We start from the raw sequence: 13,625 nt of genomic DNA, 5'->3' as shown, positions 1-13,625 counted from the left end.
GAGCATCCTCCTTCGTCGACCTCCCGCCTTCCCCCGGGCAGCGGCCGGGTAACGCGCCGCCTTCCCCCGGCCGGGGAGGTCCCCCGCCGCGATCCGGATGCCCGACGCGCCGGACCGGTCTCCGGTCGCCTCGCCCCCGACCGGGAGGGACGACGCGTGGGACCGGTCCGGCCGCATCCGGCGGTGCCCCGACGAATGCTGGTCGGCGCCGCCGGGTAGGCACGGCCGTGGACAGCGGACGGATCAGCGAGCACGGCTTCCTGGCCGACGGCCGCAGCGCGGCACTGGTCGACCGGGCCGGCTCGGTCAACTGGTGGTGCCCGGCGCGGATCGACGCCCCGTCGGTCTTCGGACGGCTGCTCGACGACGACGCGGGCCACTGGTCGATCCGGCCCGACGGCGACTTCACCACCGAACGCTCCTACCTGGAGGACACGCTGGTGCTGCGGACCGTCTTCACCACCCGGGACGGGTCGGTGGCGGTGACCGACACGCTGGCGCTGGAGCCCGGCGCGCGTGGCCACGACATCGGGTTGCATTCGCCCCGGGTGCTGGCCCGGCTGGTGGAGGGCGTCTCCGGCGCGGTGCCGGTGCGGCTGCGCTACCGCCCCCGGTTCGAGTACGGCCGGGTCGTCCCGTACCTGGTGCCCACCGACGACGGGGTGGAGGCGACCGCCGGCGCGGCCCGCCTGCGACTGCGCGGCGACGTGCCCGTGCGGTGCGGCGAGGGCGAGGCCGCCGCGACGTTCGTCGTCCGGGCCGGCGAGTCGTACGGCTTCACGCTGGGGTACGGGCCGACCTACGACGCCGACCCGCCCGCGACGCCGGACGCCGCACCGACGGTTGCCGAGGCGGCGGCGGGTTGGCGGTCCTGGGCCGGGCTGCACCCGTACCACGGCCGGTTCGCGGAGCAGGTGCGCCGCAGCGCGCTGGTCGTGCAGGGCATGACCTACCAGCCCAGCGGCGCGATCGTCGCCGCGGCGACGACCTCGCTGCCCGAGCAACTCGGCGGGGACCGCAACTACGACTACCGCTTCGTCTGGGTCCGCGACTTCAGCCTCACCCTGCAGGCGCTCTGGCTGGCGGCCTGTCCCGACGAGGCGAACCGGCAGTTCGCCTGGGTGGCCCGCGCGATGGGCCGCATCGGGAACCAGCCCGTGCCCATCATGTACGGCGTGGAGGGGGAGCGGGACCTCACGGAGCACCGCCTCGACAACCTCGCCGGGTACGCCGGCAGCCGGCCGGTCCTCGTCGGCAACGACGCCTGGAAACAGCGGCAGACCGACGTGCTCGGGGAGGTCCTCGACGCGGCGTGGCTGATGCGCCACTACCTCGATCCGATGGATCCCGAGGTGCACCAGCTCCTGCGCGCCCTCGCCGACCAGGTGGTCGCCGACTGGCACCGCCCGGACGCCGGAATGTGGGAGGCCCGGGACGCGGAGCGGCACTACGTCTCGTCGAAGGTGCAGTGCTGGACCGCGCTGGACCGGGCGGTGCGCTTCGGCCCCCGCCTCGGTGACTCCGCCGACCTGGCCCGCTGGGCCGCCGCCCGGGACGAGGTCCGCGCGGCGGTACTGGACCGCGGCTGGAACGACCGGCTCGGCGCGTACACGGGGGCCTTCGGCTCGGACGAGTTGGACGCCTCGGTGCTGATCATGCCGCTGGTGGGGTTCCTGCCCGCCGACGACGACCGGATGCGTTCCACCATGGACGTCGTCGAGGCCAGGCTGTCCCACGACGGCCTGCTGCGCCGCTGGGACGGGGATCCGGCCGGCTTCGTCATCTGCTCCTTCTGGCTGGCGAGCTGCCTGGCGCTGGCCGGCGAGCTGGACCGGGCCGAGCGGATGTTCACGTCGCTCGCCAGCCGGACGAACGACCTGGGCCTGTTCGCCGAGCAGATCGACCAGACCACCGGGGAGCAGCTCGGCAACTTCCCCCAGGCCTTCTCGCACATCGGACTGATCAACGCCGCCGGCTGGCTGACCGAGGCCGGCGAGCGGCGACGCCAGGGCGCGGACGGCCCGCGCCGGACCGTGCCGACAGGCGCGGGGCGAACGGAGGGAGCACGCTGATGACCGGACGGCTCGACGGAAGGACCGCCCTGATCACCGGCTCGGACTCGGGCATCGGCCAGGCCACGGCGATCGAGTTCGCCCGCGAGGGCGCCGACGTGGTGGTGCACTACCTGCACGACCACGCCGGGGCCAACCACACCAGGGACAAGGTGGCGCAGGCCGGCCGGCGGGCGGTGGTGGTGCAGTGCGACATCACCGACGAGTCCCAGGTCGAGGCGATGTTCGACGAGGCCCTGGCGGAGTTCGGGGCGCTCGACGTGCTGATGAACGACGCCGGGGTGGACGCCTCCGGCATCCCGGTGGCCGACCTGGACACCGAGACCTGGGACCGGGCCATCCGGACCAACGTCTACGGGGCGTTCTTCTGCTCCCGCCGGTTCGTCCGGCACCGCCGGGACCAGGGCGGCCACGGGAAGATCATCAACATCACCTCGGTCCACCAGGAGGTGGCCCGGGCCGGCGGCTCCGACTACGACGCAAGCAAGGGCGCGCTGCTGGAGTTCGCCAAGAGCCTGGCCCTGGAGGTGGCGCCGATGCACCTCAACGTCAACAACATCGGGCCGGGGATGGTGCTCACCCCGTTCAACCAGAAGGCCATCGACGACCCGGCGTACCTCCAGGAGCAGGTGCAGAGCATCCCGTGGAAGCGGGCCGCCCAGCCGGAGGAGATCGGCAGGCTCGCGGTCTTCCTGGCCAGCGACGACGCCGACTACGTGACCGGTTCGACGTATTTCATGGACGGCGGGCTGATGCAGAATCAGGGCCAGGGCGCCTGAGCGCGTCCCCTCGATCGCCGACGCGAGCCGGCTGGCCCTCGGGCGTTCCCCGGTCAACGGCCGGACCGGCGGGGCACCGCACGGTGCCCCTCCGGTCCGGCCGGCGTCGTCGGCGTGGGGTCAGGAGCAGGCCGCCCCGTTGAGGGTGAAGCCGACCGGGGTGGGCAGCGTGCCGCCGGGGTAGGTGCCCTGGAATCCGACGCTCAGCGTGCCGCCGGCCGGCAGGCCGCCGTTCCAGGGCGAGCTGCGCACGGTGATCTGCTCGCCGCCCTGGCTCCACTCGCCGTTCCAGCCGCCGGTGAGCCGGACGCCGGGGCCGGCGGCGAAGGCCACCGTCCACGAGCTGAGCGCGCCGCCCCGGTTGGTCACCCGCAGTTCGGCGGTGAACCCGCCGGGCCAGGTGTTCGGGGTGAAGGTGACCGCGCAGCCGCGGGCCGGCGTGGTCGGCGGGTCGACGGTGGGCGAAACGGTGGCCGGCGGGGTCGTGGGCGGGGGCGCGGTCGTGGGTGGTGCCGTGGTGGGCGGCGCCGTGCTGGGGGCGGCGGTGGTCGGGACCGGCCCGGCGGCGACCGCCAGGTCGTACGCCCGCTGCGGGACGAACTGGCCGGCCCCGGCGAGGCAGCCGTCGGCCTCGCCGGGCAGCTTCACCCAGAGGTACGCGTCGATCGCGCCGTCCCCGGTGGCCGTGGTGCTCGGCGTGCCGATCGCCCGCCCCGGCGGGTCGCACCACTCCGAGCCGGCCGGACCGTTGCCGTTGCGGCTGGTGTCGATCACGGCCTTCAAGCGGGGCACGCCGGTGGCGGCGATGACCTGCTTGGCGTACCCGACGGACTCGGTGGTGGTCCGGTAGTTGGAGACGTTGAGCGAGATGCCGTCGGCGCTGTTGGCGATGTCCGCGCCGGTCAGCCGGGCGGCGATGTCGGCGGGGGAGAGCCACGCCGAGTGCCCGGCGTCGAAGTAGACCTTCGCCTGCGTCGAGCCGGCCTTGAGCTTCTTGCCGGCGTACGCCATGGACGCCTTCGTCTCGGCCTGCTGGGCGGCGCTCTGGCAGTTCGTCATCAGCGGGAGCACGTCGGGCTCCAGCACGATCGAGGCGGGTCGGCCGGCCAGTCCGGCGGCCACCTGGTCGACCCACTGCCGGTAACTGGCGTGGTTCGGCGCACCGCCGCCGCTGGCGCCGCTGCAGTCGCGGTTCGGGATGTTGTAGACCACCAGGATCGGGATCTTTCCCGCCGCGGCGGCGGCCCCGACGAACTGGTCCACCTCGGCTCGTACCGTGGCGGTGTTGGTTCGGGTGTACCAGCGGGCCTGCGGGACGGCGGCGATCCGGTCCCTGATCACGGCGGCGCGCTGGTCGCCCGGGTTGGTGGCCACCCACTGGGCGGCGTTGGTCTGCGGGTCGACGTAGAACACGGAGTCGGCGGCCACGGCCGGCGCGGATCCGACGAGGCCGACCGCGACGGTGGCGGCGGCGGTGAGTGTGGTCGCGCCGGCGGCCAGGGCCGCGAGCGCCGGTCTGCTTCGCATGGGGCTCCTCCACGGATCGACGAGCGTGCGTGGAAGCGCTCCCACGCGTTCCCGTCAAGGTACGCGCCCGTTGCCGACCTGTGAAGACCCGGTGCCCCTCGTCGGCCCCCGGGGCGAGAATTGCGGGCATGCTCCTGGTGATCACGGCCGACACCCACGTGCCGAAGCGCGCCCGCGACCTGCCGGAGCCGCTCTGGGCGGCGATCGATGACGCCGACGTGGTGCTGCACGCCGGGGACTGGGTGGACGTCGCGCTGCTTGACACCATCGAGGCCCGCGCCCGCCGCCTGATCGGCGTGTACGGCAACAACGACGGGCCCGAGCTGCGGGCCCGGCTGCCCGAGGTGGCCCGGGTCGAGCTGGACGGCCTGCGGGTCGCCGTGCTGCACGAGACCGGCCCGCGAGCCCGCCGCGAGGAGCGCTGCGCCGCCGCGTACGGCGACGCGGACCTGCTCGTCTTCGGCCACTCGCACATTCCGTGGGACACCGTCGCCCCGGGCGGGCTGCGACTGCTCAACCCCGGCTCGCCGACCGACCGCCGCCGCCAGCCGTACGCCACCTACCTGACCGCGCGAGTGGCGGCGGGACGGCTCGACCGGGTCGAGCTGCACCGCCTGCCGCCCCGTCGGGGTGACCGTTGATCGTCTGCTGGGTACGGGCGGTTCGCCCGGCGGGTCGTGCCGGTGAACAGCAGACGATCAAGGAAGTCATCCGGAGGGGGCCAGGCGGGGGCACCGGACACGGCCCCTGGACCGACCGCGGGGTCAGCGCTCCGGCGGGTCCTGCGCCCTCGGTCGGGCGCGCAGGTGGGCGCGCTCTCCCTGCCTGCCGAAGAGGCTGAGGAACTCGACCGGCTCGCCATCGGCGGCCCCGAACCAGTGCGGCACCCGGGTGTCGAACTCGGCCGCCTCGCCGGGGGTCAGCTCCATGTCCCGCTCGCCGAGGACGAGGCGCAGCCGGCCGTTGAGCACGTAGAGCCACTCGTAGCCCTCGTGGGTCTGCGGATCCGGTTCCCGCCGGCGACTACCGGCCGGGATCACCAGCTTGTACGCCTGGATGCCCCCGGCCCGGCGGGTCAGCGGGAGCATGGTCAGATCGTGCCGGCTGACCGGGCGCAGGTGGACGCGCGGGTCGCCGGTGGGCGGGGCGCCCACCAGGTCGTCGAGCGTCACGCCGTGCGCCCGGGCCAGCGGGAGCAGTTGCTCCAGGGTCGGCCGGCGGGTGCCGGACTCCAGCCGGGACAGGGTGCTCACCGAGATCCCGGTCGCCGCCGACAGGTCGGCCAGGGTGGTCTCGCGCTGCCGGCGCAGCGCACGCAGCCGGGGCCCCACCCCGGCGAGCGCGCGGTCGAGGTCGTCGCCCATGCCACCAGCTTGCCAGAACGGCAATTGAGTTTGCAGTCCTTGCGGCCGGGTGTACCCGGTGGCCGGGGAGGGCGCGGCCGGGCGTACCGCCCCGCCGGTCTGCCCGGCCGGTCTGCCCCGCACGCCGCTTCCGTACGCCGTTTCCGCACGCCGTTTCCGCACGCCGTTTCCGTACGCCGTTTCCGTGCGCCGTTTCCGTGCGCCGTTTCCGCACGCCGTTTCCGCACGCCGGCCGCGTGTGCCGGGCCGCGGGCCGGTCGCGAACGCCCTACCATCCCCAAGATGGATGCGGACCGGACACGGGTCGTGGTGGTCGGGGCGGGGATCGCCGGGGTGGCGTGCGCCGCCGAGCTGGCCCGGGCGGGCGTCCCGGTGCAGATCCGCGAGCGTGCCCGGGTGGCGGGTGGCCGAATGGCCAGCAAGCGGTTCGACGGACGCCCGGCGGACATCGGTGCGGCGTACTTCACCGTCAGCGACCCGGACTTCGCCGAGGTGGTGCGTGGCTGGGCGGCCGCCGGGCTGGCCCGGGAGTGGACCGACACCTTCGTGGCGTACTCCGCACAGGGCCGGCGCGAGGTCCCCGGGCCGATGCGCTGGGCGGCCCCGCGCGGGCTGCGGTCGCTGGTCGAGCACCTGGCCGCCGACCTGCCGGTGGTGGTCGACCGGCTGGTGCTCGGCGTCGACCCCGGGCCGGCCGTCGACGGCTCGCCCTGCGCCGCCGTGGCGCTGGCCGTGCCCGGCCCGCAGGCGGCCCTGCTGCTCGACCCGGCGCTCGCTGCGGCCACCGCCGCCGTGCAGGCGCAGCGGTGGTCGCCGACGCTGAGCGCGGTGCTGCGCTTCCCGGCCCGGTCCTGGCCCGACTTCCGCGGCGCGTTCGTCAACGACCATCCCCTGCTCATGCTCGTCTGCGACGACGGCGACCGGCGCGGCGACGGCGCCCCGGTGCTGGTCGCGCACACCACGGCGACGTTCGCCGCCGGTCACCTCGCCCAGCCGACGGGGGCCGGCCGGGCCATCGAGCAGGCCGTCCGCGACCTGCTCGGCCTGCCCGAGCCCGCCGCGTTCGTGCACGTGCACCGCTGGACGTACGCCACGCCGACCGTGCCCGGCGGGGCCGGGACGTACCACTTGGACGCCGACGGCATCGGGCTGGCCGGCGACGCCTTCGGCAAGCCCCGGGTGCAGAGCGCCTGGCGCTCGGGCCGCGACCTGGGCCGCGCCCTGGCCACCCGCCTAACCGCCACCTGACCCACCCACCCCGCCCCCAGCCCACCCCGCCCCCACCTCGTCCTCGTCGATCTTGCACTTGCGGCCCGCGTTTTGCGGCTTTGGCCCGTTATGCTCGGGCCGCAAGTGCAAGATTGCGGGTGGGGCCGGGCGGGGCCGGGCCGGGCGGGGCCGGGCCGGGCGGGGCCGGGCGGGGCCGGGCGGGGCCGGGCGGGGCCGGGCGGGGTCGGGCGGGGCCGGGCGGGGCCGGGCGGGGCCGGGCGGGGTCGGGCGGGTCGGGTGGGGCGGGGCCGGGTGGGGTGGGGTGGGGTCAGGCGGGGGTGGGGGTGGGGGCGCGTTCGGAGGGGTCCTCGGTGCGTTCGCCCGCGCGGTCGAGGAGCTGCATGACCGGGGTGGCGGCGACCCCGTGCACCACCACCGAAACGATCACCACCAGCCCGACCGTGGCCCAGATCAGGTCGGCCTGCGGGAAGTCCGCCTTCGTCGTCGCGTAGGCCAGGTAGTAGAGCGAGCCGACGCCCCGGATGCCGAACAGCGAGATCACCCAGTGTTCCGCCGGTCGGCCCGGCGCGCCGCGCAGCGACAGCCACCCGGCCAGCGGGCGGACCACGAAGACCAGCGCCAGCCCGACCAGCGCGGCCGGCCAGGTCAGCGGTGCGAGTAGACCGCCGACCACCGCGCCCCCGAAGAGCAGCAGCAGCAGGACGGTCAGCAGCCGCTCGATCTGCTCGGCGAAGTCGTGCAGCACCGAGTGGAACTCGTGGGTCCGCTCCGCCGCCCGGATCGCCCGGGCCGCCACGAAGACGGCCAGGAAGCCGTAGCCGCCGACCACCTCCACCAGCCCGTACGCGAGGAACGTGGCGGCCAGCGCGAGGAAGCCCTCGGCGTGCCGGGCGAGCCGCAGCTTGCTCGGGGCCCGGAAGAACAGCTTGCCGAGCAGCCAGCCGACCAGCAGCCCGCCGCCGACGCCGGCGGCCAGCTTGTACAGCACGTCCACGGTGAACCAGTCGGCGAACCAGTCCGCCGGGGCGAGGCTGGTGCTGGCGATCGCGATGGCCGCGTACACGAAGGGGAAGGCCAGGCCGTCGTTGAGGCCGGCCTCCGAGGTCAGCGCGAAGCGCACCTCGTCCTCGGAGTCCTCCACGTCGGTCGGCTCGCCGACCTGCACATCGGCGGCGAGCACCGGGTCGGTCGGGGCCAGCGCCGCGCCCAGCAGCAGCGCGGTGGCGGGCACCAGGCCCGCCCACCACCAGCCGAGCAGCGCCACGGCCGCGATGCAGATCGGCATCGCGATCGCCAACAGCCGCCAGGTGGACGACCACCTGGCCCAGCTCAACGGCCGGTCAATCTTGAGACCCGCGCCCATCAGCGCGACGATCACGCCGATCTCGGTGAGGTGGGTGGCGACCTCGGGATGCGCCAGCGGGTCCGGGCTGGGCAGCCCGGTGGGCAGGATGAAGATCAGCATGCCCAGGCCGAGGAACGCGATCGGCATCGACAATGGCCGGCGCTCCAGCAGCCGGGGGAGGATCCCGGCGAGCAGAGCGCCCAGCCCCACCACCGCGAACGCGACGTCTACCGGTTCCACCGCACCACCCTTCGCGACCTCGCCCACGGTCGTGGGCAGGTGGTGACGGACCTTGCCCCGTCGGCGGTCCCGGTATGCGTGCCGCCCGCAACTGATCCGCCGGCCCTGCCGGCGCGCAGGCTCCGCGCGGTCAGCCCCGGGCCCCGGGCCCGATCGAAGCAGATGCTGATCCCGGGGCGGTCGGTCCCGCTGGTCGCGGTGCCCGACGCGATGGTGCCGCGCCGCCCGACGCGATGGTGCCGCGCCGCCCGATCGAGACACCCGGCGCGCTGCCCGAACAGCTCATCCACCTGGCCAGGGTCGCTGATCTGCCGCCGTACGGAATCTCGTGGTGCCGGAGGGCACCGAGATCTACTCTGGACCGCAGGGCGGCTCCGTTCTGGTCACCCTGGCGGACGGATCGGTGGTCGCGCACCTCGATCACCAGGTCCCGCAAGCCGGGGTGACCCAGACGGACGACCTTGTCGCCCTTTAGCGCAGGTAGGAGGTCGTCCGGGGCGAAGCCCTCTCGCGGCGGCAGTCACTCGATCTGATCAGGGAGGCGGTGCAGGCATGGACGTGACCGGGGCCCGGTGGCACAAGTCGACCCGATCCGGCACCAACGGTGGGTCCTGCGTCGAGGTGGCGGACAACCTGCCCGGGGTGGTCCCCGCCCGGGACACGAAGGGTCGGGACGGCGGGACGCTGCGGTTCGACCCGGGATCGTGGCAGGCGTTCGTCGACTTCGTCCGGCGCCACCGGGTTCTCGGTGGCCGTACGTCCGCTCCTGCCCGGTCCGCCCGCCGCCGACGCCCGGCTACCTGGACGGGACGAGGATCTCGAACCAGACCGTCGAGCCGCGCACCGTCGGGTCGGTGCCCCAGGCGTCGCTGAGCTGCTCGATCAGGCCGAGCCCGCGGCCCCGACTGCTCAACGTGTCGGTGCGGGCCCGGGTCACCGTGCCCCGGGTGCCGGAGTCGGCCACCGACACCAGTAGCCGCTCCGGGCTGAGGTCGATCTCGACCCGGGCGGCGGTTCCGGCGTGCAGCAGCGCGTTGGTGGTCAGCTCGCTGGTGCACAGTACGGCGGCCCCGACCACCGCCTCGGGCACCTGCCAGCCGGTCAGCTGGGCCGTCAACCAGTGCCGCACCCGGCTCGGCGCGGTCGGCTCCGCCGGCACCTCCATGCTCGCCGAGCGGCTCGGCATCAGCGCGTGCTCCACCGCCAACACCGCGACGTCGTCCTCGGTGGCGCCTTCCACGGCTGCGGTCGCGACCGCGCACAGCGCCCGGGGGTCGCCGCTGGGGGCGCCGGCCACGGCGGCGGCCAGGTCGTTTAGCCCCGCGGTGAGGCTCTGCCACCGCCGCTCCACCACCCCGTCGCTGAACAGCAGCAGGGTGTCCCCCGGGGCGAACGGGACCGTGGTGGTGCGCGGAGCGCAGCCCAGCCCGAGCGGGGCCCCGGGCGGAACGTCCAGGTACCGCGCCACCGGCTCGCCGTCGGGGCCGGCGCGGCGTACCAGCGGTGCGGGGTGCCCGGCGCTGGCCAGGGTGAGCAGCCCTCGCTGCGTGTCGACCACCCCGAAGACCACGGTCACGAACAGCTCGTACGTGCCGGTCTCGGTGCCGAGGCTGCCCACCAGGCGGTCCAGCCCGGTGAGTACGGCGTCCGGCCGGGGATCGGCCAGGGCCAGCGCGCGCAGCGCCGCCCGGACCTGGCCCATCCTCGCCGCCGCCTGCACGTCGTGCCCGGCCACGTCGCCGAGCACGATGCCCAACTCGCCGGTGGGCAGCAGGAACGCGTCGTAGAAGTCCCCACCGGCGGCGTTGCCGTCGACGCCGGGGTCGTACCGGGCGGCGATCCGCAGCCGGGGCAGGTCCGGCAGGCGCGCGGGCAGCATGCTGCGTTGCAGGAGTTGGGCGGTGCCGTGCTGGGTCTCGAATCGGCGGGCGCGCTCGGCGGCCTGACCGATCAGCTCGGCCGAGGCGGCCAGCAGGGCCCGTTCGGCGGCCGGCCATGGGTGGGCCTCGTGGTAGCCGACGGTCAGGCCGCCGCGCAGAACCGACGTCCGCAGCGGCTGGGCGGCCAGCGCCCGGACCTTCTGGTCATGCCGGTCCACCGCGATGTCCCGCAGCGGCTGCCCGTCGCCGACGAACTGGGGCACGCCGCTGCGGGCGGCCACGACCAGCGGCCCGGGGGAGTCGGCGGGCGATCGCCGCCAGAGCGGGGGCAGCCGTTCGTCGGCCTCGTCCAGCAACTCGCCGCGCACCCGCCGAACCGTGCGCCAACCCGCGCCGTCGTCCACGCCGAAGGTGACCCGGTCGGTGTCGAACGCGGTCAGCAGGTAACGCAGGGCGACCCGGGCGACGTCGTCCAGGGTGAGCGTGCTGGCCAGCGCGGCGGCCACGTCGCTGAGGCTCTGCAACTGCTCGGTGACCTGGCTGGTCTCGGCGGCGACGGTCAGCACCCCGACGATCCGTCCCGCGCTGTCCCGCACCGGGGAGTGGCCCCGGGTGAACACGGCCTGCTCGCGGGAGCCGGGGCGGTGCCGGTCGAACGGGAGCGCCGCCTCCTTCTCCAGGGACGACTCGCCCTGCCGGTAGGCGCGGTCGATCACGTCGCCGACGCCCGGCTCGGCCCACACGTCGGCGAACACCTCGGCTGCCGGCCGGCCCACCGCGCCCGGGTGGCGGTCACCGATCAGCGCCGCGTACCCGTCGTTGTAGAGCAGTAGGTGGTCGTCGCCGTACGTGAACGCCATCGGCACCGGCGAGGCGAGGATCAGATCCACCACCCCGCGTAACCCAGGGTCCCAGCCCTGGGGCGGGCCGAGCGCCGTGCCGGCCCAGGGATGGCCGAGAACGACGCTCGCCGCCCCGGAGGCCCCTGTCTCGGACGCGGCGCGCGTTGCTGGCGTGGGCACTCGCCCGACCGTGCCTGACATGCCCGCAGCCTAGCCGGAGCGCCCTGTCGGCGGCCCGAGCGCGTGCCGGGGTGGCGGCAAACGGCCCGCCCTCGCCCGCGCCCGGTACGCATCAGTGCAGGTCAGGGTAGTTCTGGACGGAGATGCCGGGAAAATCGTTGCCCGTCGCGCGGCGTGCTGCCAGGCGGACCGGGTATGCGCGCGCCGAAGTCCATGCGACAGGAGGGACACCATGCAGAAAACCCTCGCGGTCGGGCAGGTAGACATCGGGGACGCCCTGACCGATATGTGGAGGTCGGTGCTGCTCTTCATCCCGAGGGCGATCGCGTTCATCGTGATCCTCGTGGTGGGGTGGCTCGTCGCCAAAGCGGTTCTCAAGATCGTGGACACGGTACTGGAACGGGTGGGGTTCGACCGCGCGGTCGAACGGGGCGGCATCCGGCGCGCGCTGGAACGCACCAAGTACGACGCCAGCGACATCCTGGCGAAACTGGCGTACTACGCCGTGCTGCTGTTCACCCTGCAGTTCGCCTTCGGGGTGTGGGGGCCGAACGCGATCAGCGACCTGATCCGGGGCGTGGTCGCCTGGCTGCCCCGGGCGTTCATCGCGATCATCGTCGTGGTGGTGGCCGCGGCGATCGCCAACGCGGTGCGCGACCTGGTAACCGGCTTCCTGGGCGGGCTGTCCTACGGCCGGGTGCTGGCCGACCTGACAGCGATCTTCATCCTGGCGCTCGGCGTCATCGCCGCGCTGAACCAGGTGGGCATCGCCACCACCGTCACCACCCCGGTGCTGATCGCGGTGCTCGCCACGGTGGCCGGCATCCTGATCATCGGCGTCGGCGGCGGCCTGGTGCGGCCGATGCAGAACCGCTGGGAGGGCTGGCTCAACCGGGCCGCCGAGGAGTCCCGGGCGTTGCGGGAGCACCGCCAGGCCCAGGCTGCCGGCCGGGGCGACGTCGAGCGCCGGATGGCCGACCGGGCGGGCGCCGAGCGCACCCAGGCCATGCCCCAGCCCGGGGGTTCGATGTCCGGCGCTCGCGGCGGGCAGCAGGGCATGCACCGCTCCGGCGGCACGCCGGGCGACGAGACCCAGCAGTTCGGCCGCCCGGGTAGCTGACGGGAGGAGCACGGGGGAGGGGGTCCGCGCGGGCCCCCTCCCCGCTCGCGTACGTCAGAGGGCGGGCAGCGGCGCCGGGCCGGTCTCCAGCGAGCGGGCCAGGGCGCAGACCGCCAGCAGGCGGGCCAACGTCCAGTCGGGCTGCGACCAGTCCGTCGACCGGGTGGGCGGCTGCCAGCCGTGCTCCCGTGCCGCGTCCCGGACGCCCTCGGCGTACCCGGCGAGCGCGGCCGGGCTCAACGGCCGGCGATCGCCGTCGAGGCTGTCCCGGACGGCCGCGGCGTGCTGGTCGATCTCGGCGAGCAGCCCGGGCCGGGCCGCCGCCGCCGTGAGCCCGGCGGTGCCGATCACGACGGTCAGCCGGGCGAGGACGGTGTTGGCGGAGTCCGCTGCGGAACGGCTGACCACCTGTTTCGACGGCACACGCATGAGAGACGAGGTTAACCGGCGGGTAATCCGGGCGGAGTCGGCCGCTCGGCCGGTACCGGGTCGTCCGCTCATCGGCCGGCAACCGGCCGGGGGGATTGACCCGGTCGGGACGGGGCAGAAGGGAGGACCCGCGTACGCCGCGCGGCCGACACGTGGAGGGACGGATGGGACACCAGGACGGGCCCGACGAACAGCACCGCCGCCCGCCGGGGGTGAACGACGCCACCGTCGTGGCGCTGGGCCGGCTCAGCGAGGCGCTGGAGACCGTGGAGCGGGCCCGCGGGCACCTCTACTCGATGCACCAGCTCATCGGCCACGCCGACCTGATGCTCGACGACGCCGTGGCGAAGTTCCGCGCGGCCGGGCACGACGCGATCGCCGATCGGATCGCCACCGATCTGCTCGGCCGCAACGTGATCGCCGGCCGGTGGACCTTCCAGATCGTCGAGGACTTCGACGACGGGTACCACGCGCTGTTCCGGGACCTCGACCGCCGAGCCCGTGAGGAGCTGGTCGGCGGTCGGCGGCACCTGTACGAGGCGGAGATGAAGGAGCGGCGGCGCACCCGGGGCCGGGCCGGGCACGAGGCGCGGCCGGACGGCGAAGGCTGAGCCCGC

Annotated in this window: 11 protein-coding genes and 1 pseudogene; 7 read left to right on the top strand and 5 right to left on the bottom strand. The window is 74.7% G+C overall.

Going from position 1 to position 13,625, the window contains the following annotated elements:
• Nucleotides 1-227 precede the first annotated feature (227 nt).
• Together ACH4T9_RS26035 and ACH4T9_RS26030 are read left to right on the top strand one after the other, a co-directional pair.
• Complete coding sequence (locus ACH4T9_RS26035; RefSeq protein WP_396673963.1) at nt 228-2,072, top strand: glycoside hydrolase family 15 protein; 1,845 nt, start codon at nt 228-230, stop codon at nt 2,070-2,072.
• Nucleotides 2,072-2,851 carry a glucose 1-dehydrogenase gene (locus ACH4T9_RS26030; protein ID WP_396673962.1) on the top strand — a complete coding sequence of 260 codons (780 nt, stop codon included), beginning with the start codon at nt 2,072-2,074 and terminating at the stop codon, nt 2,849-2,851. The genes ACH4T9_RS26035 and ACH4T9_RS26030 overlap by 1 nt, the downstream gene beginning before the upstream one ends.
• Nucleotides 2,852-2,971: 120 nt before the next feature.
• Here ACH4T9_RS26030 and ACH4T9_RS26025 read toward each other — a convergent pair whose 3' ends face one another.
• Nucleotides 2,972-4,378: a glycoside hydrolase family 6 protein gene (locus ACH4T9_RS26025; RefSeq protein ID WP_396673961.1), complete on the bottom strand. Its 1,407-nt coding sequence runs from the start codon at nt 4,376-4,378 to the stop codon at nt 2,972-2,974.
• Between the two features lie 128 nt (nt 4,379-4,506).
• Here ACH4T9_RS26025 and ACH4T9_RS26020 point away from each other — a divergent pair, with 128 nt between their 5' ends.
• On the top strand, nt 4,507-5,019 hold the full coding sequence (locus ACH4T9_RS26020; RefSeq protein WP_396673960.1) for a metallophosphoesterase family protein: 513 nt from the start codon (nt 4,507-4,509) through the stop codon (nt 5,017-5,019).
• Nucleotides 5,020-5,142: 123 nt separating this feature from the next.
• Here ACH4T9_RS26020 and ACH4T9_RS26015 read toward each other — a convergent pair whose 3' ends face one another.
• Nucleotides 5,143-5,742 carry a helix-turn-helix domain-containing protein gene (locus tag ACH4T9_RS26015; protein ID WP_396673959.1) on the bottom strand — a complete coding sequence of 200 codons (600 nt, stop codon included), beginning with the start codon at nt 5,740-5,742 and terminating at the stop codon, nt 5,143-5,145.
• Nucleotides 5,743-6,024: 282 nt separating this feature from the next.
• On the opposite strand from ACH4T9_RS26015, the gene ACH4T9_RS26010 reads away from it, so the two are divergent.
• Nucleotides 6,025-6,990, top strand: a complete 966-nt coding sequence (locus ACH4T9_RS26010) for an NAD(P)/FAD-dependent oxidoreductase (protein WP_396673958.1) — start codon at nt 6,025-6,027, stop codon at nt 6,988-6,990.
• Between the two features lie 289 nt (nt 6,991-7,279).
• Here the strand turns inward: ACH4T9_RS26010 and ACH4T9_RS26005 are convergent, their stop codons facing one another.
• A complete protein-coding gene (locus ACH4T9_RS26005) occupies nt 7,280-8,557 on the bottom strand; it encodes a cation:proton antiporter (RefSeq protein WP_396673957.1) in 1,278 nt (425 codons plus the stop codon).
• A gap of 558 nt (nt 8,558-9,115) precedes the next feature.
• Between ACH4T9_RS26005 and ACH4T9_RS26000 the strand changes: the two are divergent.
• Nucleotides 9,116-9,295 (top strand): annotated as a pseudogene (locus ACH4T9_RS26000) (DUF397 domain-containing protein); the annotation flags it as partial.
• A gap of 58 nt (nt 9,296-9,353) precedes the next feature.
• Here the strand turns inward: ACH4T9_RS26000 and ACH4T9_RS25995 are convergent.
• Complete coding sequence (locus ACH4T9_RS25995; protein WP_396673956.1) at nt 9,354-11,480, bottom strand: SpoIIE family protein phosphatase; 2,127 nt, start codon at nt 11,478-11,480, stop codon at nt 9,354-9,356.
• Nucleotides 11,481-11,691: 211 nt separating this feature from the next.
• Between ACH4T9_RS25995 and ACH4T9_RS25990 the strand changes: the two genes are divergently transcribed.
• Nucleotides 11,692-12,579, top strand: coding sequence for a hypothetical protein (locus ACH4T9_RS25990; RefSeq protein ID WP_396673955.1), 888 nt, complete (start codon nt 11,692-11,694; stop codon nt 12,577-12,579).
• A gap of 54 nt (nt 12,580-12,633) precedes the next feature.
• Here the strand turns inward: ACH4T9_RS25990 and ACH4T9_RS25985 are convergent, their stop codons facing one another.
• The gene (locus tag ACH4T9_RS25985) at nt 12,634-13,008 is read right to left on the bottom strand and encodes a DUF6401 family natural product biosynthesis protein (RefSeq protein WP_396673954.1); all 375 of its coding nucleotides are present in this window, start codon (nt 13,006-13,008) and stop codon (nt 12,634-12,636) included.
• A 164-nt stretch (nt 13,009-13,172) separates the two neighbouring features.
• Between ACH4T9_RS25985 and ACH4T9_RS25980 the strand changes: the two genes are divergently transcribed.
• Nucleotides 13,173-13,619: a hypothetical protein gene (locus tag ACH4T9_RS25980; RefSeq protein ID WP_396673953.1), complete on the top strand. Its 447-nt coding sequence runs from the start codon at nt 13,173-13,175 to the stop codon at nt 13,617-13,619.
• Nucleotides 13,620-13,625 lie beyond the last annotated feature (6 nt).

The sequence above is a fragment of the Micromonospora sp. NPDC020750 genome, assembly GCF_044334565.1.
Classification (GTDB): Bacteria; Actinomycetota; Actinomycetes; order Mycobacteriales; family Micromonosporaceae; genus Micromonospora.
This window is presented reverse-complemented; position numbering and strand designations above follow the sequence as displayed.